The organism is Candidatus Hydrogenedentota bacterium, assembly GCA_013359265.1.
GTDB lineage: Bacteria > Hydrogenedentota > Hydrogenedentia > Hydrogenedentales > SLHB01 > JABWCD01.
Window position 1 is genome coordinate 44,546 of sequence record JABWCD010000016.1, and the last position, 18,897, is coordinate 63,442.

The following is an 18,897-nucleotide window of genomic DNA, read 5'->3' on the forward strand; positions in this document are numbered from 1 at the left end:
ATGGTACTGCGCAGTGTTGCGAGTATTCGTAAAAACCCGCTCGCACGGGGAGGCGTCGATATGGCGATGATTGCGCTATGACCGAACAACTCGATCCGAACTCGGCCCCGCCGCCGCTCGATGTCCCTCCGCCCGTTCCACCGCGCCAAACGCTTTGGGCGCGAATCGGAGTCGGGTTTGTCCCGGCCGCGGTGATGTTGGTCATCATGTTCTTCTGCTTCGTGTTCGATCGCAGTGGCGACACTGCGCTGCCCGTGCTCATCATTTCCGGCATTGCCTTCGTTCTGGGCACTCCCATACTCATGATTCCGTGGTCCGTCCGCGCGCTTCGCAAAATCCACGGACCGGTCGCGCCTGACGCCCGCGGCGCCCGAACGGGCATGGTGGTCCTCGTCACCGCCGGGATGAGTTTTGCCAACTACGCGATCGTCTTCGCCGAATGCTCGGCGATACTCATGACGCTCGCGTGAATTCCACCCTCGACACGAGCGCGATTCTCAAACGCACGACCAGCCGTTGTACCGTGTGCGGCCGGCCTGCGCCTGCAACGGCGATCGTCGAATCAGGCCGCGTGTACCTGGACCGCGAGTGCCCCGTCCACGGATTTCAGCGCCGCTGCATCTCCAGCGACGTCCGGTTCTATCACCTGTCCAAAGGTTCCTGCTGCTCGCAAAATGATTGCTGCAATTCCGATTCAACGGGGCCGGACCCGTTCCAGGCGCTCTCTACATGCCTCGCGCTCATCGAAATTGTGGATAGCTGCAATCTCGCCTGCCCGACCTGCTTCGCCGATTCGCCGGTTTCGCGCGATGTCGAATGCGTCTCGCTCGAAGACTTCCAACAGCGCGTGAACGATGTAGTTCGGGCGAAACGCAAGATCGAAGTCCTGCAACTCTCGGGCGGCGAGCCGACGATCCACCCGCAGTTTTTCGAGTTGCTCGATTGGTGCCAGCGGAACCCCTCGATCGAGTACATACTGCTGAACACCAACGGCGTGCGCATAGCAAAGGACGCAGAATTCGCGCGCGAACTCGACCGCATGTACCGGCGCCGCAAACTGCAGCTATACCTTCAGTTCGACGGCGTACAGGAAGAAGGACAGAAGGAACTGCGCGGCGGCGATCTGCGCGCGACGCGCCAACGCGCGATCGAAGTGTGTGGCGCGTTTGCCGGCGGCGGCCTCCCGATTACGCTCGCAATGACCGTCACGCGATCGACAATCGACCACGTTTGGGATGCCGTCGAGTTTGGACTGCACTATCCGCACGTCCGCGGCGTGGCATTCCAGCCCTACTTCATGTCCGGCCGCGCGCCCATGCGCAACGACGACCCGCTGAACACCGCCGACGTGATCCACGCGCTTATCTCGCAATCCGATGGCGCACTCACTTTCGACGATTTCACGCCGCTGCCGTGCGGCGACCCGAACTGCGCCACGATCGGCTATCTGCTCAAAACCGAAGACGGTCTGCGCTCGATCGGCGAGTTTGTCGATTTCTCGCGGCTTCAGGGCTTTCTCTCGGACCGCCTCAACTATTCGCTCGCCGATCTCGCGCAGTGCGGCTGCGAATCGGAACCGCTCGGCGCGCTCCTCAAACAATTCGAATTGAACGAATCGAGCACGTTCCGCCTCTTCATCAAACCTTTCATGGATGCCAACACCTGGGACGACGACCGCATCGATCGCTGTTGCACGCACGTGATTCGTCCCGACGGCAAACTCGATTCCTTCTGCCGCTACTACTCCGGCCTGCCCGGCACCTGGCATGGACCAAGGGCCGCGCAGCGTGCGATGTCCATGAAGTGAGCGCTACCTACTTCGCATACCCAGCCCTGGCCCTCGCCGGCATCGTGATGTCTACAGTCGTGTGGACCCGCGTCCTGCGCCGCGATGCCGCCGCGGGCGATCGCCGCCTCGAACTCATCTATATCGCGGCGCTGTGTGGCGCATTCGTTGGCGCAAAGGCCGTTTACTTCTTCGCGGAAGGTTGGCGCGTGTTTTTCGATCCGTCAGTGACGCCCGAGCAACTCTGGCTCGGCCTGCTCACCGGCAAGACCATCACCGGCGCCCTGCTTGGTGGCTACATCTCCGTGGAAGCGGCGAAGAAAATGCTTGGTTACGCGAAAGCTACCGGCGACTTTTTCGCAATCGTCGCGCCGTTCGGTCTCATGCTCGGGAGGATCGGCTGCTACATTCAAGGCTGTTGCCTTGGCGTCGAAATGGACCGTCACTGGTACACGTTGTCCGACGCGCACGGCATCGACCGTTGGCCCGCCGTCCCAATCGAATTCACGTTCAATCTGGCAATGTTCGTAGTCGCGCTGACCCTCTACCGCCGTCGCGCGTTCAACGGTCAACTCTTCCACATCTATCTCATCGCATACGGCGCCTTCCGCTTCGCGCACGAGTTCGCCCGTGACATACCGCCGCTTATCGGTCCCATTACCGGCTATCAGGTCGCCTCGCTAGCGATCCTCGTACTGGGCGTCGTGCGTTACCGCCAGCGCGCGGCGCTCGCGCGCCAGTGAAGAAGACAGCCACCGCTACGTCAATGTCGGCGCGTATGACGGACCCTCCTCGATCACCTTGAACCCGGTCAGCGTTCCGAGGTCCTTCATGCTTTTCGTGTAATTGCCGTAGAACACAACGCGGTGCAGCAGCGTCATGGCGTCTTTGCCGCACAACCCCGCGCCCCAGTTCTCGAAAATACTGTTCGCGTCCTTCACTTCCGTAACGAACTGCGTCCGGCACCCGAGTTTGTCGTGCGTCACGTCGATGATCTTGCCCGTCGAGATCAGCATCGAATCGAGATTGACCAGTTTCGCGCAGGTCACTTCCTGGCCAATCCGGTTTTCGACGTCGAGCGACACGCCGCGATGGCTGTCGGTTTGCGTGCGAATCGTGAAGGGGCGGCGCTTGCCGTGTGCCCCGTCCATTTTCGTCGCGGACGTGCAATGGAAGTGGATCAACGCGTTGCGCGCCGTATCAACCACCGGATCGCTGATGAATCCGGGAACGCCGAACGCATAGGCGAACATCAGCATGGTCAGCGTCGAGTCCATGTCGCCTTCGCACGCGCCGACGTAGCCCATATCGTTCAGTTTGCTGAACGCGAGACACCCCTTTGCCGGGTCGCCCATGCAGTTCGAACTCGTAATCGCCGCGGCCTTATGCGCCATCATCATGTTCTTCAGCGCGAGATAAAACCGCGCCGCCGCGATCACCTCGTCGCGCGTCGGTTCCACGACATCCTTTGCGGGCCGAATCCAGTACTTTTCCGCTTCCGCTTCGGCGGCCTTGACGTCAACGGCGTTGAACGCCTCAATCGTTTGCTCGACGGTAACCGGTATCAACGCCGCGCCAAACTTCTGTTTGACCTGTTCGGCGCTGCACGCCGCGGGCGTGCCCATCGGCCCGCGGACGACCATGATGCGCGTTTGCTTGAGCCGCGCGGGAACGCGCATCAGTGCGCTGATGCGTTCCAGTTCGCCCCAATCGCTCGTCGGCAGGAGGACGACCTTCTTGCCTTCTTTCTGCCATTGCGGGAAATACATCCAACCGTGCCCGCTAAACGGTTGCGTGAATACCGCTGTCGGCAATCCAACCTCAACGATGCGTTGCATGGCTTCCTGCGGCGCGCCGCCGCCATGGCCCGAAAGGTGGAACATCAACACGCCGTCGGCGTCCGCCATCTTCGCGACAACCGTAGCGACATCCTCCGGCGGCACGGTTTCGCCGCCGACGAATTTGACATCGCCCAGTTTTTGTTCGATGCCCGCGAGGTATTGCTTGAACTTCGCGATCTCCTCGGTCGGACGCGACAGATATATGTCGCCCGTGCGGCCGACGTAAACGGTATGAATCTTGACCGGCGGGCGATCAATCCAGCCTTCCTCCGCCGCCACGGACCTCGCGCTCGCCGCGAGCGGCGTCATCAGCAGCGCGCCGCCGACAGCGCTGCACCCCAGGAATTGACGGCGGGATACGTCTGGACACATGAGCACCTCCCGGGATACCGGGCGGAATCGAACGGGCCTGCGCGCCGCTCATCAAGGGGAGGCTGTCGATGGCGTAGTACGGTCGTTTGTCGCGGATGCCGCTCGCCGCTCCGACCCCCATCTGTTGTAAAACGACAACTCGTCAATCGAGCGGCTTTTAGTATACGAGCGATTCACGATTCCGGCAATGGCAAAACCGAGCGAACATGTAGAACGCAGATACGTTTTGTTGCGCGCCATGCGAAGGTAAGCCGCGCAAATCGGCGAAAAACATGTACAAAGAATTCGTGCAGCGTTATACTTCTCCCAGAGGTAGGTGCCTCATTCGTGAGGGGGGAGGCCAAATGCAGCACCTACCGTCCGCCAAGTGTTCCTGTTGTCCCTTTACCCGCCGTTGTTTTCTCGGAATGTCCATCGCCGCCGTCGCCGCGCCTGCCATTGCGGCGCACGCGCGCGAAGCTCCGCGCGCCAATGACTACATCGACATCGCGAGCTTCCGCCCGCGCCCGCGCATTCAACTGTCGGTTGCCGTTGTGCGCAAGACGCCGCCGTACTGGCTGGGTTGGCCCGGCGCGTCGTACGACGTCGAGGGCGAGCGCAAACGGTACCTGAACGCGTGCCGCGATTCCGCGCGCGACGTCGGTGCGGACATGCGCGAGCTCGATATGCCGATTGAAACGGTCGAAGCCGCCAACGCGTTCGCCGCGTCGCTGGCAGCGGACAAGCCCGATGCGGTCGTGCTGATTCTGCAGCATCTCGATGTGTGGCCCTGGGCCGACATCATCTCGAAGTCGGGCGTACCAACAATCGTCTTCGCGCCAATCGGGACTGCATTCACCGGCCACGTGCTCAAGATTTCGCGCCAACCGGGCGTGCACGTCATCTCGTCGCTGGAAACAAACGCGATCGCGCAGGCGATGCGCATGGTCCGCGCGAAGAAGCAACTCGCACAGACCTGCCTCCTGGTCATCGCCGGAGAAGAGCGCAAAGAGGAGGTTATGGACCACCTCGGCGTGCGCGTAAAGCGCGTGCCGCGGGCGACGTTACACCAGCAGTTCGAACAGATGCCGGAGGACGACGAGACCTATGAAGTCGCGCGCATGATGCGGCGTGGCGCGGAAAAGGTCGTCGAGCCGACGCGCCAGGACACGATGAATGCCGCACGGTCGTACCAGACGGCAAAGCGAATTCTCCGTGACGAGGGCGCGAACGCCGTCACCAGCGACTGCCTCGGCATGGTGACGACGAAAGTCGTGCCGACGCCGCCGTGCATGGCCGCCGCGCTGTTCCAGGACAATGGCGTGACCTACGCGTGCGAGGCCGACGTCATGGGCGCGCTGTCGATGTTGCTGACCAGTTACCTGTTCGACAAGCCCGGCTTCATGAACGACCCCGTGCCGGAAACGGTGAAGAACGTGCTCATCGCCGCGCATTGCACGTCCGGCACGCGGCTAAACGGGTTCAACGAAGAAGCCGAACCCTACGTCCTGCGTTCGCACTCCGAATCGAGCATTGGTGTGTCGATGCAGGTGCTGTGGCGCGAAGGGCAGCCGGTCACGCTCGTGAGTTTCAAGAACCCCAAGGAACTGATCGTGGACGCGGGCGCCGTCGTGGCAAACGTGCAAACGCCGCCCGCGGGCGGGTGCCGCACCAACTTCGAGATCGCAATGAACAACATCGAAGATTGCCGCGACGTGGCGGGGTTCCATCAAGTTGTCTTCTACGGCGATCACAAACGCGATGTCGAGGCTTTTTGCCAGATGCACGGGATCGCGCACGTTCATTCGCCCGAGAGAGCGCCCGTAAGCGCGTGAGTTGGATTATCGTCCGAAAGGGGGGAGAAGCATGACGCACACACACTCCGGATGCTGCGGTTGCCACGGATTGGAAATGGGACGCCGCTCGTTCCTGGCCGCTGCGAGCGGTACCACACTCGGCATGACGGCATCCGCCGTGGCTGCGCCGCGTGGCCGCGGCACAAAGCATGAGCGGGTACAGCCGGTGATCAAGAAGCAGGAACTGGTGGTCCAGCCGGTGCTGCTGCACCAGCAATTCGTTCGACGCGAAGCGACAAGCTGGCGGCCCTGGGGTGGTTTGCAAAATGCAGGCGGCGTCGCCCGAGAAGGCGCACGCATCGAATCGGAACTGAAACAGCTTCGATCCGTTGCGGAATTTCCGCTCCGGGTGCTGCCGTTGCGCGGTGTGACGTCGAAAGCGGAGGCAGAATCCGTTCGCGCAACGCCGGCGGACGTGAACCTCATTTACGCCGCCAGCGGCGATGGCGGTGTCCTGGAAGCCTTGCTCGCCCCGGAACGCCACAACATGGTGTTTGTACGTCACGAGAGCGGCCCCGTGTACCTGTGGTACGAGATCATTCACCCGCGCATGCTGCGTAAGACGGTCGATGAATACGGCGAGCCGGGACTCACCAACGACGACATCGTCGTTGACGACACTGACGATCTCCTGTGGCGATTGCGCGGGCTATACGCGCTCAAGAACAGCGTCGGCTCGCGGATCGTCGCCATTGGCGGCGCATCCGGCTGGGGCCATGGCGGGCGAAACGCGCCACAACTCGCTCGAGACAAGTGGAAACTCGACATCGTCGATGTGAGCTACGACGATCTTGCCAAACGAATTACGGCGATGCGCGGCGACAGCGCAAACGTGGATCGATACCGCAGCGAAGCCGCGGACTATTTACGCCTTCCGAAAACGAAGTTGGAAACGAAGATGGACTTTGTGTCGGGTGCGTTTCTGTTGCGCGACGTGTTCGAGCGGGTCATGGCCGAAGCCGATGCGGCGGCCATTACCGTAAACGAGTGCATGAGCACGATCATGCCGATGGCTTGTACGACCGCGTGCCTTACGCTGACACTGATCAACGACGCAGGCATGCTCGCATTCTGCGAATCGGATTTCGTCGTCATCCCGTCGGGAATTCTGCTGCATCACGTCGCGTCCACGCCCGTATTCCTACAGGACCCGACCTATCCGCACCACGGCGTCATTACCCTCGCCCATTGCACGGCCCCGCGCAAAATGGACGGCAAGCGCCTCGAGCCCGCGCGCATCATGACGCATTTCGAGTCAGATTATGGCGCGGCGCCCAAAGTCGAAATGAAGGTCGGCCAGGTGGTCACCGTTATCGATCCCGATTTCGCGGAGGCCCGTTGGCTCGGCTTTCGCGGATACGTCCAGGACAACCCGTTCATGGACATCTGCCGCTCGCAGGTCGACGTCGAAATCGACGGCGACTGCCGCGAACTTGCGCAAGAGATGCGCGGCTTCCACTGGATGCTCGCGTATGGCGACCACCTGAAAGAAGCGGGATACGCGCTCGGTAAGCTCGGCATCGGCTGGCGCAATCTGAGCGTCGCGTAGCAGCTCGCGTCAAGCAGCCCTAACGCCTCCAGCGCGTACGTACACGCCCTGGAGGCGTTGACGTGTTTCTCCCAATCTCGGTATCGTTGCCGCGAACGGAGCGATAAGGTAGATGAACGTCACGAGCTTTCAAGATGCATTCAACGAGAAATTCAGGGGCCGCCTCCTAAACCTCCCCACCTATGAATACTGGGACCCAATCGTCAGCCACAAGCTGGATTTGTGTCCGGACGTCGATGGCAAGCTGTCGCTCAAAAAACAACAGTTGCTGAACCTCGCGTTCGGGTTTCTCGACGCGGGCGAAGCGTATTTCGAGGTCGGCACCTATCAGGGCAAGAGCCTCATCTCCGCAATGATCGAAAACGCGCCGCGCCCCGTGTTCGCTTGCGACAACTTCTCCCAATTCGACGACAACACGCTCGAAACGTTGCAGAAAAACCTGTCGAAGTACGGACTTTCAGACCGGGTGACATTCTTCAATTGCGATTTTCTCGAAGCGTACACCGCATCGAAACTGACCCTGCCGATAGGACTCTACTTCTACGACGGCGCGCACGACTACACTAGCCAGTACGAAGCGATTAAACGCGTCGAGCCGTTTCTTTCGGACGAGGCGCTTGTGCTGGTGGACGATTGGCGCCACGATTTCGACTCGGATTCCCTCGCGAAGGATGCAACGTTGCAGGCGGCCGCGGAGTCGACCGGCAATTGGACGTTGCTGTACGAACTGCCCGCGCGGTTCAACGGCGACCGCGCCATGTGGTGGAACGGCGTCGGCGTCCTGTCGTTTCGCCGCGCCGTTTGACCGGCGGTCGATCCCTGCGGCACTATTCCATTTTCGGCGCTGCATACCAACGGGGCTGCACTCGCGCCCAAGGAGTCACACACGATGAGCACGCGTATCTCGAGGAGAACTTTTATGAAGACGACTGGAGCGGCCGCGGCGGGCGCGGCGGCATTGGGCGGCGCGGTACACGCCGCGCGCGACTACAAAATCTCGCTGGCGGCGTGGTCGCTGCACCGCACCATCGGCACCGAAACCGGCAAGACGCCGATGCTCGATATGCCCAAAATGTCGCGCCAGGAATGGGACATCGAAGGCATCGAACTCGTGAACCGAATGCTCGCCGAGTTCGACAAATCGTTTCCCGATATGAAGCCCTATCTCGACAAACTGGCGAAAAACGCCGCGGACAATAAAGTGTCCATCCTGCTGACGATGGTCGACGGCGAAGGCAACATCGGCGACGAAAAAGAGGACGCGCGGAAGGACGCGGTCACCCGCCATAAGAAGTGGCTCGACATCTGCGAATACCTCGGCTGCCACTCGATGCGCATGAATTGGGCCGGCGCCCCGAGGGACATCGCAAAGGACGCCGCGGCGCTCGATGCCTTTATCCAGCGGTCGGTCCCCGGCTTCCGCGAATTGTGCGAGTACGGCGACAAAAAGAACCAGTACGTCATCATCGAAAACCACGGCGGCGCGTCGTCCGACCCCGCCGCGATGGAAAAACTCATGGCCGCCGTTGACCATCCCCGCTTCGGCACACTACCCGACTTCGGAAACTTCCCGCAGGGCGCCGACATCTACGACGGCATCGACCGTCTCATGAAATTCGCGCACAAGGCCGTCAGCGCCAAGTGCCACGACTTCGACGACAGCACCGGCGAAGAGACCAAAATGGACTACAGCCGCCTCATCGCCAATGTCGTCGACAAACACGGCTACCACGGTTACATCGGCATCGAATACGAAGGCGACCGCCTCTCCGAAGCGGAAGGAATCAAACGCTGCAAGGCGCTATTGGAAAAACTGAAGGCGTAAGTTTTTTTACAGGGCGGGTCATGTCGGTGGCCCGCCCTCTGCAAATTGGCATTGTTGATAAAGGGAATTGCCAACGTCATGGGTGTGGCTCGTAATGTCGTTGACGGGCAGAAGTTCAATGCAGACGCGGTTCTTCCCTTCGAGCTGCGCATCGACGATTTGCGGTTGGCAATGCAAGACGTCTACGATTTCTTTTTTGATGTGAATTCACACCTGTCTAACAAGGGCTTGGAACGGCTGGACGATATGTTGCGGCCGGCAATTATGTCCGGGGTCTTATCCGATATGCTCACGGCCAGCCTCGCGAAGCACTCGCGTGTGCTGACCGAAAATCGGTATTTCAACGGACACCCAGACCTTGTCGTGCGTGGCATCTACCCGGGCAATTCCATCAAAGCTGGAGAGCAAGGAATTGAGATAAAGACAACTCGCAAGGCCGGTGGGGCCGTAGATACGCACGGGGCACGCGACCAGTGGATGTGCGTCTTCGTATACGAACGTGACACGCAAACTGAACCGGCTATGAACAGAAGCCCAATGTCGTTTACGGAAGTCTATCTCGGTCATGTCACAGTACAAGACTTCAGGAAGAACGCGAGAAGTGAATTAGGCACTCGCACGGCAACGCTTCACAAGGACGGCATACAAAAACTCCGGGAAAACTGGGTCTATCGAGTGTCATCCTGAAACCACGCATCGAGCCGCGCCAGCTTTGGTATCGCGGCACACGCCATTGCGAAGTACGACGCGTCGCGCTCGACCCCAACGCTCGAGTATCCGACGGCTTCGGCCGCCGCCAGCGTCGAGCCTGACCCCGCGAACGGATCGAAGACTGTGCCCTCGCCCAGCGGTAAGACCCCGCGAACAACCTCGCGAAGGAATGCCTGGGGCTTCAAACTCGGATGAGGCGCAAGTGCGCGCTCGTTCGCGCGCGTGGGCGAAGACCTGATTACATCGCCAAACGGTTTGTCCTTCGATGGCCGCCGGAATCCGCCGACTCCCCACTTCCGCAGGTTGTCCTGCACGCGGCCCTCGATAGGCCTGCGAAACAGCAACCACGGTTCCCACATCGACCGCGGCATCACGCTAACCTCCGCGAATTCGTCGTGCGCGGCTTTCGGTCGGTCGCCACCCCGCATGGTCATAACGAGCCGAATGATTTCTCCTCGTCGTTCCAGGCCCGCTCTACTAAGCGCATTGGACACGACGTACGAAAGCAGCGGGTTGGATGCGACAACCACGTTTGCGCCCGGAACGAGTTTGGGAAGCAGGTTGCGTCCCCATATGTAAAAAAAGTTCCCCAAGTCTTCGAGTTGCGGCGTTGTTAATGTTGTGAATCGCGGCAGCGGGGATCGCACGTGCCCGTCAAACGACGGCGGAATTCGCCACACGCCGCCCCTACCTGCCCGCAGTTTGGATTGTTGTTCGTCCGAGTATTCGTGCAGCCCGTAGGGCGGGTCGGTCACGACAGCGTGAATACTTCGATCCCGCTGTTGTTCCATCCAATCCAAACAATCGGCATGATGCAGTTTCGCATTCCCGTACGTGAAGGACGGCGACTGCGGCTCTAAGCCGGGGAGTTTTCGCTGGACGGCGGTCGCTCCATTCTGACGCACACGATACGCGCCGCGCTCTTCGCGCACGAATAGTCCCGGCGTATTCAATCGGAGGTAGGATCGCACCGACGACATCGGCGTTTCACCGATCGATTCGTTCACACGCCGCCCAATCTCCATCGGGGACAAGGCGACCGGACTCTCGGAAAGCGCGGTAACTATCGCGTCGCGCACGCGACCCGGAGGCATCTTCGCAGGTTTCTTTTTCACACCCCACACAATAGACGTCTGGACGTCTTTTGTCAACAAGGACGGTCGTTGATCGGGTATCGTCGCGGGCTCAATTATTTCCGCCCAAGCTTTTCCCTGATTTTCCGCTCGATTTCCGGCGGCACAAATTCCTTCAAATCGCCGCCGAAGAGCGCAATCTCGCGGACGATGCGCGAACTGAGCAACAGAAACTTCTCGCTCGGCATGAGGCAGACCGTGTCGATGGCGGGATTCAATTTTTGGTTCGCGATCGCCATCGTGATCTCGTACTCGAAATCGGACACGACCCGCAGCCCGCGCACGAGCGTGGTCGCCTTTCGTTGCCGCGCGAACTCGGCGGTGAGCCCCTGAAACGACGTCACCTCGATATTGCCGATGTCCGCCGTAATCCGCTTGAGCATCTCGATGCGCTCGTCGACCGTAAACAGGCCCTGCTTGTCCGGGTTGTGCGCAACGGCGACGATGAACGTGTCAAACAGTCTGTATGCGCGGGCAATGAGATCGAGATGGCCATAGGTCGGCGGATCGAAACTCCCCGGATAAATTCCAATGCGGTCAGCCATCAAGCGCTCTCCCTCACTACCCCCACGGCGATCGTGTACGATTTCGTGCTCGCTTGTCCTCCGTAGCCTCGGCGAAGGAGGATGCTCTTGCTCTTGCTCGTGCTCTTGCTCTTGCTCGTAATCGTAATCGTAATCGTAATCGGTGATCCACCCGCAGCGAATCTACGAGTCCGCTTCCGCCGCCCCCAACGCCGCTCGATACACCTGCATCACCGGCACGCCCGCGCTCTCCGCGACTCTTCTGCAATCCTCAAACTCCGGCGACGCCACAGTCCGTTCTTCGCCATACCGGCCAATCTTCACGCGCACCGCTCCCCACTGCGTCTCGACGGTCTTCCACTCGCGCTCCAGGCAGATGCGCCGTTCTTCCCGCATGCGCACACCCAGGGTCGTCGAATTGCGAAACACGACGCCGGCCATGTTCTCTGCGGTCGCGGTGTCGCACAAGATCGTAACAAGATGCCCCGGGCGCCCCTTCTTGCCGGTGACCGGCGTGATAAACGCATCCCGTGCCCCGGCGCTGATCGCTTCGTCGATCAGCACGCGCACAAGCTCCGGAATCATGTCATCCACGTACGTCTCGATCACGGTAATCGTCTCGGAGGCCGGCGCTTCGGTCGGTTCGCCCTCGATCACGCGCAACACGTTCGCGCGGTCCGGCAGATCGCGCGCGCCACTGCCGTAACCGCTGCGCACGACTTTCATCGCGGGCATGGGTCCGAATGACGACGCTATCTGCGCCAGCAACGCTGCGCCCGTCGGCGTAACAAGTTCCGCCAGCACGTCCCCGCCGTAGCAAGGGATTCCCTCAAGCAACAGCGCCGTCGCGGGCGCGGGCACCGGCATCACGCCGTGCGCGCACGCGACCGTCCCAGCGCCGACGTGCAGCGGCGACGCGGCGACGCGCTCGCACCCGAGTTCGCTCAGGCAAAAATGCGCGCCGACGACATCGACAATGGAATCGATCGCGCCGACTTCGTGGAAGTGCACCTTCTCGATCGTCGTTCCGTGCACCTTGGCTTCGCTCTCCGCGATGCGGCGAAACGTTTCCTTGCTCGCTTCTTTAACGCCGTCGGGAAGATTTCCCTTGTCGATGATCTCGACTACATGCCGCAAATGCCGGTGCGGCTGTTTCGCGTTCGGGTCCAGCGCGACGTTGAACTGCGTCGCCATCACACCCTTCTTCTTCACCTTCGTCGCGGTGACCGCGTAGCCCGACACATCGAGCGATTCCAGCGCGCCGCGCAGCTTCTCGAAATCGACTCCAAGATCCAGCAACGCGCCCACGATCATGTCGCCGGAAGCGCCGCTAAAGCAGTCGAAGTAGAGCGCCTTCATCTACGATCGCGCCCAAACCGGACAGAATTGCAGTGATTGGTACGTCCCATTGCTCCCATAACTCACATTGCTCTCATCATGCCCATCGCCACCGGAATTCAGTGCGGTCCCGCAATTCGGTTGATCATGCTCGCGAGCATTCCCGCGCCGAAACCATTGTCGATATTCACAACGGCAATTCCGGTCGCGCACGAATTCAGCATCGTCAGCAAGGCGGAAAGCCCGCCGAAATTCGCGCCATACCCGACACTCGTCGGCACCGCAATGACCGGCACATCAACCAGTCCTCCGACAACGCTCGGCAATGCGCCTTCCATTCCCGCGCACACGATAATCGCGTTCGCCTTGGTCAGCGTTTCGTGTTGGCCCAGCAGACGATGCAGACCCGCCACGCCGACATCGAACACGCGCTTTACGGAGTTGCCGTTGAATTCGCACGTGACGGCGGCTTCCTCTGCTACCGAGAGGTCGGACGTCCCCGCGCACACCACCGCAATGTAGCCGTCCCGTACCACCGGCGGCGTCTCCATCAATGTGACCGCGTGCGCCGCTTCATGGTGGACCGCTCCCGGATACGCCGCGATGATCGCCGCGACCGTCTCCGCGGGACATCGTGTCACCAGAATGTTACTGCCCTTGTCCCGCATGCGCGCCATGATCTGGACGACTTGCTCCGGCGTCTTGCCCGCGCCGAAAATCGCCTCCGGATGGCCCTGGCGCAAATCGCGGTGATGATCAACCTTCGCGAACCCGATATCCTCGAACGGCAACGCGCGCAACCGGTCCAGCGCGGCCTGCGTGGACATTGATCCCGCCGCGACCGCGTCGAGCAGTTCCCTGAGTTTATCGCGATCCATTCGCAGGACCGCTTACAGCGCGTACAGGAATGGCGACAACACGCCCGCCTGGCCCGCCGCCAACATCAGCAGCCCCAGCAACACCAGCGCAATGATAATCGGCGCGAGCCAAAACTTCTTGCGCACGCGCAGAAACGCCCAGATTTCGGCAAGAAATTCCATATAATCTACTCGGTTAAAGGTAGTCGTATGCTACTCCAATTCTGGCAGGAAATACATCCGAACGCTAGAATTGATTCTTGTACGCGTCCAGTTCGCCAGGCTGATCGTCCGGTGCTTCCCAGTACGAACCCGCATGCGGGTCCCACGCGCGCTTGAGCGGGTCGCCCGCGACGAGGCGATAGATAATGCCGGTCGGCGTGATCAGTCCATAGAACGCGATCGTCAAGAACACCCGCGTCATCACCCAATTCAGCGCCAGCGCGAATTTCATCCACGCCCGGTACACCGGCTTCAGCGCGACCGGCGCCGCCAAACCGAATACGAGAAACGCAGCCGCAATCACGAACAACACCGTCGGCGCGTGGCCCTTGATCCACCACCGCAGACACGCGATGACTGCGAACGCGCCACACATCAACAGCCCAAAATTGCGCAGTTCCCCACGCGATACGTTCGCCGGATCGGGCTTCATCGTTGGGACTCCCAACCCAGAATCCACAATCCAAAATCCAGAATCGCATCAGTCGAGTTCATACTGCGCCTTCCAATCCACCTTGTCCTTCCACTCCGGCTGATTGCGCTTGTCGAGCACGCACGACCCGAGCACAAGATAGTCCATATTCGTCCGCATGAAGCAGGTGTACGCCTCCTCCGGCGTGCACACGATTGGCTCGCCGCGCACGTTAAACGACGTGTTGATGATCACCGGACACCCGCTCAACGCCTCGAACTTCTTGATGAGGCCGTAGTACCGCGGATGGTCCTCTTCGCGCACTGTTTGAATGCGCGCCGAATTGTCCACGTGCGTGATTGCCGGCACGTCGGAACGCGCTATCTTCAGCTTCTCGAAACCCGCCGCGCGCGATGCCTCGCCATCGAGCGGCGCGAGGTGTTGCTTCGCAACGTCCGCCACCAACAGCATGTACGGACTCTCCGTATCCAGATCAAAATAGTCTCCGACGCGCTCCTCGAGCACCGCGGGCGCAAACGGGCGAAACGACTCGCGAAACTTGATCTTGAGGTTCAACACCGACTGCATGTTTCGCGATCGCGCGTCTCCGAGAATGCTGCGCGCACCCAGCGCCCTCGGCCCAAATTCCATGCGCCCCTGAAACCAGCCCACCACATTTTCGTTCGCCAACAATTCGGCGACACGCGAACACAGCGCCTCGTCGTCGTACTTCTCGTACGGCGCATTGACCGACTTCAGGTACGCTTCGATCGAATCGTCCCCATAAGCCGGGCCGAGATACGTCGCCTTCTGTCTGCGCCGGTCCGGCGTGCGCGGATTGCCGAGCAGTTGGTGCCATGCATACAACGCGCACCCCAGCGCGTTGCCCGCGTCGCCCGCCGCCGGCTGAATCCAGATGTTCTCAAACGGCCCCTCGCGCAACAGCCGGCCATTCGCAACGCAATTCAGCGCCACGCCTCCCGCCAACACGAGGTCTTTGCACCCGGTCTCCTTGTGTGCCGTGCGCGCGATTTTCAGCATGACCTCTTCGGTCACGACCTGGATCGACTTCGCAAGGTCCATCTCGCGTTGCGTGATTTTCGATTCCGGTTCGCGGCGCGGCCCGCCGAACAGGCGCGCGAATCTGTCGTTGGTCATGCGCAGCCCCGCGCAATAATCGAAGTAATCCAGGTTCAACCGATACGAGCCGTCCTCGCGCAGATCGATCAATTCCTTCCGAATCGCATCCGCGTACTTCGGCTCGCCATACGGCGCGAGACCCATCAGCTTGTATTCGCCGCTGTTGACCTTGAACCCCGTAAAGTAGGTGAACGCGGAATACAACAGCCCCAGCGAATGCGGGAAATTGATCTGCTTGAGAATTTCGACCTTGTTGCCGCGCCCGATGCCATACGTCGTCGTGGCCCATTCGCCAACGCCGTCCAGCGTCACAATCGCGGCCTCCTCGAACGGGCTGGGGAAAAACGCCGCCGCCGCGTGCGACTGGTGGTGTGTCGTGAACAGTACCGTGCCCTTGTAACCGAGCTCGCGCCGGATGGCGTTGCGCGTGAACAGCTTCTCCTTCAACCAGAACGGCAATTGATCGATGAACGACCGAATTCCCTTGGGCGCGGTGCCAATGTACGTCATCAACAGCCGCTCGAACTTCACGAACGGTTTGTCGTAGAACACGACGTAATCGAGTTCATCGGCGCCGACCGCCGCTTCCTTCAGGCAATACGCGATGGCGTGTATCGGGAACCGAGGGTCGTGCTTCTTTCGGCTGAAGCGCTCTTCCTGCGCCGCGGCGACGATGTCGCCGTCGCGCACGAAACACGCCGCGCTGTCGTGATAGAACGCCGAAATGCCGAGAATATTCATGGATGGGCCGGGGATTGGTTCGCTGCGCCGAAAGCCTAACAAACGCGCGATCGGGGGTCAATGCCATCGAGCGTAATCCCGCCTGCCGGCGCCGCGTTGCATTCTACGGCCGGGGCACGTATAGTCGCGCGGCGCAAACGCCGGGGGCCTGGCGTTCATGAAATGGGGGAGTCGGGAGTTGTCAAGCAGGGGCGCCAGGGCAGCATCGGGTGTGCGTCTAGCCGGGCCTGCAGTGGCGGCATTCAGCGTGGCCGCGGCTACGCTACTGCTGCAACTGGTCCAGACTCGAATCTTCAGCGTCGTCTACTGGAACCACGTTGTTTACTTCATCGTGTCCATCGCGCTGCTGGGGTTTGGAATTAGCGGTACATGGATGTCTTTTGGAAAGGACTCCCGCTTGGCGCGGGTACTGACCGTCCCCCTGGCCGCCGTACTCTTCTTCGTCTCGACGCTCGTCTCCTCGCTCGCAATGACCCAATTGGATATCAACACCGCCTCGGTCGCCACGGTAAAGAGCAACCAGTATCTACTCTACCTGACGTACGCGTGCGCCGTGCTGCCGTACTTCTTCTCGGGCTGGATTCTCGGCCTTGTGTACCGCGATTACGCCGAGCATATGAATTTCTTGTACTTTGCGGACCTCGTCGGCGCCGCCTCGGGATGCTTCTTGTTTCTCGCGCTCATTGGGCCGCTCGGCGCCGTAACGCTCGTGGTCATCGCGGCCGGCTTGGTGACCCTTCCCGCGCTTGCACTCAATCCCCGCTCGAGAATAAGCCTCTACGGCGGCGCCATATGCCTCGCGACCGCCGCCGCAATCGTCGTCTTTGAACGCGACATCGACCGCTCGATCCAGCCGGAAGAAACCAAGGCATTGGTCTCGCTCTACAAAGCCGCGGGTCACGTTCCGGCCATCGAACCTTCGATCGAGTTCTCCGAATGGAATTCTATCTCGCGAATCGACGTGACGGGCAGTGTCCGCCACCCGCGCGAGAAACGTATATTCATTGACGGCGACGCATGGACAGGTATGGCCGTGCATTGGACGCATCCACCTTCCGACTGGAATCCGGAACGCGAGTGCCTCATAACGTGGGCGTCGCCGTACCTGCTGATCCCCAAGCCGGATTCGGTGCTCGTTATCGGGTCGGGAGGGGGCGTCGACGTGCTGAATTCGCTGCGCGCAAACCCCAGCCACGTCGACGCCGTCGAGATTAATCCCACAACCGCGCGCATCGTGAAGCAGGAATACGGAAAGCAAACCAAGGTCGTATTCGGGCGCCCCGAGGTCGACGTCCACAACGAAGAGGGACGCAGCTTTGTGCGCCGCAGCGGCAGACAGTATGACGTAATCGTCATGAACGCGATCGATACCTTCGCGGCGCTGAACTCGGGCGCGTATGTGCTCTCCGAAAGCTATCTCTATACCGTCGAGGCCATGAAAGACTATATTACCCATCTCACACCGGGCGGCATACTGAACATCTCGCGATGGAAGACCCCGGCGGAGTCGGTCCGGCTGTTCACCGTGATGCTCGAGGCCATGTACGAACTCGGGTACGAAACCCCGGAGCGGCACATCCTGGCCGTGTTCAATCCGTTCAACGGATTCATCGGAATCATGGCCGGCAATCGCCCGTTCTCGGATATCCAAATCGAGACCGTCCGCGAACACGCCGAGCGGAATAAACTGAACATGATGTTTCCCGTGGCGCAAGAAGATATGACGTACGCGATTCAAAAGACTTACAAGCAATACGCCGATCTGCGCCAAACGGGCAAACAGTTGGACGCAGTCAAACAGTGGGAGTTCGACGCTCGCCCCGTCTGGGACGACAGCCCGTTCTTCTTCAATTTCCTCAGCGTCCGCAAATTGCTTATGGCGCGTTATTCAAGCGGCGCCGCTGAAATCCTGCGTGGTGGGCGCGCGTCGCTCACGCTTTTCACTCTGCTCTTCTGGCTGACCGTAGCGGTGCTCGTCTTCATGTTTCTTCCGCTGCTCAAGCGCGGCAGGGCGCGTATTCCACGGTTCCCGTCGTGGCTTGTCTATTTCATTTGTCTCGGTATCGCATTCATCTTCGTGGAAATTGCGCTGATGCAGCGTTTCTCGCTCCTGCTCGGTCACCCCGCGCGTTCGTTGGCCACCGTGCTCGCCACATTGCTTCTGTTCGCGGGTATCGGCAGTCAAATGCGCGCAACGTTGCGAATCCCGCTCGCGGTTGGTATCTCCGGCGCGATCGTCACAATTCTCGTCGCGGGGTTCGTGTATCCATCGATTGTGCCGCTTACTCTGGGCTGGCCGTTATGGCAGCGTGGCGTGGTTACCGCGGCCATGGTCGCGCCCCTGGGGTTCTTCATGGGCATGCCATTCCCGGAAGGAATACGCCTCGTCTCTATTCACGGACGCGACGCAGTGCCTTGGATGTGGGGGGTGAACGGGGGTGCAACGGTCCTCGGCTCCGTGCTGGCAATTGTGCTTGCGATGGCCACGAACTTTACGACCGTGTTTGTGTCGGCCGCGGCGGTGTACGCGCTTGCCCTATTCCTGTTCGTGCGCAGGTTGAGTTCGATCCCTGCGCCGTAGCGCTGGCGGCCGTCCCGCGCGGCTGCATTT

At 60.5% G+C, this 18,897-nt stretch carries 17 protein-coding genes; 9 read left to right on the plus strand and 8 right to left on the minus strand.

Going from position 1 to position 18,897, the window contains the following annotated elements; all coding sequences use genetic code 11:
* Window positions 1-77: 77 nt before the first annotated feature.
* The 3 genes from HUU46_14890 to HUU46_14900 are packed head-to-tail and all read left to right on the plus strand — an operon-like array spanning window position 78 to window position 2,529.
* On the plus strand, window positions 78-470 hold the full coding sequence (locus HUU46_14890) for a hypothetical protein (GenBank protein ID NUM54931.1): 393 nt from the start codon (window positions 78-80) through the stop codon (window positions 468-470).
* On the plus strand, window positions 440-1,807 hold the full coding sequence (locus HUU46_14895; GenBank protein NUM54932.1) for a radical SAM protein: 1,368 nt from the start codon (window positions 440-442) through the stop codon (window positions 1,805-1,807). The genes HUU46_14890 and HUU46_14895 overlap by 31 nt, the downstream gene beginning before the upstream one ends.
* A gap of 47 nt (window positions 1,808-1,854) precedes the next feature.
* On the plus strand, window positions 1,855-2,529 hold the full coding sequence (locus HUU46_14900) for a prolipoprotein diacylglyceryl transferase (protein NUM54933.1): 675 nt from the start codon (window positions 1,855-1,857) through the stop codon (window positions 2,527-2,529).
* Window positions 2,530-2,544: 15 nt separating this feature from the next.
* On the opposite strand, the gene HUU46_14905 is transcribed toward HUU46_14900, so the two are convergent.
* Window positions 2,545-3,999, minus strand: coding sequence for a hypothetical protein (locus tag HUU46_14905; GenBank protein ID NUM54934.1), 1,455 nt, complete (start codon window positions 3,997-3,999; stop codon window positions 2,545-2,547).
* 407 nt (window positions 4,000-4,406) lie between these two features.
* Here HUU46_14905 and HUU46_14910 point away from each other — a divergent pair, with 407 nt between their 5' ends.
* From HUU46_14910 to HUU46_14930, 5 genes are all read left to right on the plus strand, one after another.
* Window positions 4,407-5,813, plus strand: a complete 1,407-nt coding sequence (locus HUU46_14910; GenBank protein NUM54935.1) for a hypothetical protein — start codon at window positions 4,407-4,409, stop codon at window positions 5,811-5,813.
* Between the two features lie 31 nt (window positions 5,814-5,844).
* Window positions 5,845-7,383, plus strand: a complete 1,539-nt coding sequence (locus tag HUU46_14915) for a sugar isomerase (protein ID NUM54936.1) — start codon at window positions 5,845-5,847, stop codon at window positions 7,381-7,383.
* Between the two features lie 112 nt (window positions 7,384-7,495).
* The gene (locus tag HUU46_14920) at window positions 7,496-8,188 is read left to right on the plus strand and encodes a class I SAM-dependent methyltransferase (GenBank protein NUM54937.1); all 693 of its coding nucleotides are present in this window, start codon (window positions 7,496-7,498) and stop codon (window positions 8,186-8,188) included.
* A gap of 114 nt (window positions 8,189-8,302) precedes the next feature.
* Window positions 8,303-9,208 carry a TIM barrel protein gene (locus HUU46_14925; GenBank protein ID NUM54938.1) on the plus strand — a complete coding sequence of 302 codons (906 nt, stop codon included), beginning with the start codon at window positions 8,303-8,305 and terminating at the stop codon, window positions 9,206-9,208.
* Window positions 9,209-9,286: 78 nt separating this feature from the next.
* Complete coding sequence (locus HUU46_14930) at window positions 9,287-9,895, plus strand: hypothetical protein (GenBank protein ID NUM54939.1); 609 nt, start codon at window positions 9,287-9,289, stop codon at window positions 9,893-9,895.
* Here HUU46_14930 and HUU46_14935 read toward each other — a convergent pair.
* The 7 genes from HUU46_14935 to HUU46_14965 form a co-directional block, all read right to left on the minus strand.
* A complete protein-coding gene (locus HUU46_14935; GenBank protein ID NUM54940.1) occupies window positions 9,877-11,013 on the minus strand; it encodes a site-specific DNA-methyltransferase in 1,137 nt (378 codons plus the stop codon). The two genes, HUU46_14930 and HUU46_14935, sit on opposite strands and share 19 nt — an antisense overlap.
* A gap of 95 nt (window positions 11,014-11,108) precedes the next feature.
* The gene (gene coaD / locus HUU46_14940) at window positions 11,109-11,597 is read right to left on the minus strand and encodes a pantetheine-phosphate adenylyltransferase (protein NUM54941.1); all 489 of its coding nucleotides are present in this window, start codon (window positions 11,595-11,597) and stop codon (window positions 11,109-11,111) included.
* A 162-nt stretch (window positions 11,598-11,759) separates the two neighbouring features.
* A complete protein-coding gene (gene larC / locus HUU46_14945) occupies window positions 11,760-12,935 on the minus strand; it encodes a nickel pincer cofactor biosynthesis protein LarC (GenBank protein ID NUM54942.1) in 1,176 nt (391 codons plus the stop codon).
* Window positions 12,936-13,033: 98 nt separating this feature from the next.
* Window positions 13,034-13,792 (minus strand): nickel pincer cofactor biosynthesis protein LarB, encoded by a 759-nt coding sequence (gene larB / locus HUU46_14950; GenBank protein ID NUM54943.1) that lies wholly within the window; start codon window positions 13,790-13,792, stop codon window positions 13,034-13,036.
* Window positions 13,793-13,804: 12 nt separating this feature from the next.
* Window positions 13,805-13,954 (minus strand): hypothetical protein, encoded by a 150-nt coding sequence (locus HUU46_14955; GenBank protein ID NUM54944.1) that lies wholly within the window; start codon window positions 13,952-13,954, stop codon window positions 13,805-13,807.
* A gap of 64 nt (window positions 13,955-14,018) precedes the next feature.
* A complete protein-coding gene (locus HUU46_14960; GenBank protein NUM54945.1) occupies window positions 14,019-14,426 on the minus strand; it encodes a hypothetical protein in 408 nt (135 codons plus the stop codon).
* Between the two features lie 48 nt (window positions 14,427-14,474).
* A complete protein-coding gene (locus HUU46_14965; GenBank protein ID NUM54946.1) occupies window positions 14,475-16,286 on the minus strand; it encodes a carbamoyltransferase in 1,812 nt (603 codons plus the stop codon).
* A 247-nt stretch (window positions 16,287-16,533) separates the two neighbouring features.
* Between HUU46_14965 and HUU46_14970 the strand changes: the two genes are divergently transcribed.
* Complete coding sequence (locus HUU46_14970; protein NUM54947.1) at window positions 16,534-18,867, plus strand: hypothetical protein; 2,334 nt, start codon at window positions 16,534-16,536, stop codon at window positions 18,865-18,867.
* Window positions 18,868-18,897 lie beyond the last annotated feature (30 nt).

Bases quoted from the DNA above. Each gene is read 5' to 3' on its own strand.
- HUU46_14925 (NUM54938.1), top strand. From the start codon at position 8,303: ATGAAGACGACTGGAGCGGCCGCGGCGGGCGCGGCGGCATTGGGCGGC.
- HUU46_14930 (NUM54939.1), top strand. From the start codon at position 9,287: ATGGGTGTGGCTCGTAATGTCGTTGACGGGCAGAAGTTCAATGCAGAC.
- HUU46_14890 (NUM54931.1), top strand. From the start codon at position 78: ATGACCGAACAACTCGATCCGAACTCGGCCCCGCCGCCGCTCGATGTC.
- HUU46_14960 (NUM54945.1), bottom strand. From the start codon at position 14,426: ATGAAGCCCGATCCGGCGAACGTATCGCGTGGGGAACTGCGCAATTTT.
- HUU46_14895 (NUM54932.1), top strand. From the start codon at position 440: ATGCTCGGCGATACTCATGACGCTCGCGTGAATTCCACCCTCGACACG.
- HUU46_14905 (NUM54934.1), bottom strand. From the start codon at position 3,999: ATGTGTCCAGACGTATCCCGCCGTCAATTCCTGGGGTGCAGCGCTGTC.
- larC (NUM54942.1), bottom strand. From the start codon at position 12,935: ATGAAGGCGCTCTACTTCGACTGCTTTAGCGGCGCTTCCGGCGACATG.
- HUU46_14965 (NUM54946.1), bottom strand. From the start codon at position 16,286: ATGAATATTCTCGGCATTTCGGCGTTCTATCACGACAGCGCGGCGTGT.
- HUU46_14920 (NUM54937.1), top strand. From the start codon at position 7,496: ATGAACGTCACGAGCTTTCAAGATGCATTCAACGAGAAATTCAGGGGC.
- HUU46_14955 (NUM54944.1), bottom strand. From the start codon at position 13,954: ATGGAATTTCTTGCCGAAATCTGGGCGTTTCTGCGCGTGCGCAAGAAG.
- coaD (NUM54941.1), bottom strand. From the start codon at position 11,597: ATGGCTGACCGCATTGGAATTTATCCGGGGAGTTTCGATCCGCCGACC.
- HUU46_14915 (NUM54936.1), top strand. From the start codon at position 5,845: ATGACGCACACACACTCCGGATGCTGCGGTTGCCACGGATTGGAAATG.
- HUU46_14935 (NUM54940.1), bottom strand. From the start codon at position 11,013: ATGCCTCCGGGTCGCGTGCGCGACGCGATAGTTACCGCGCTTTCCGAG.
- HUU46_14900 (NUM54933.1), top strand. From the start codon at position 1,855: ATGTCTACAGTCGTGTGGACCCGCGTCCTGCGCCGCGATGCCGCCGCG.
- larB (NUM54943.1), bottom strand. From the start codon at position 13,792: ATGGATCGCGATAAACTCAGGGAACTGCTCGACGCGGTCGCGGCGGGA.
- HUU46_14910 (NUM54935.1), top strand. From the start codon at position 4,407: ATGTCCATCGCCGCCGTCGCCGCGCCTGCCATTGCGGCGCACGCGCGC.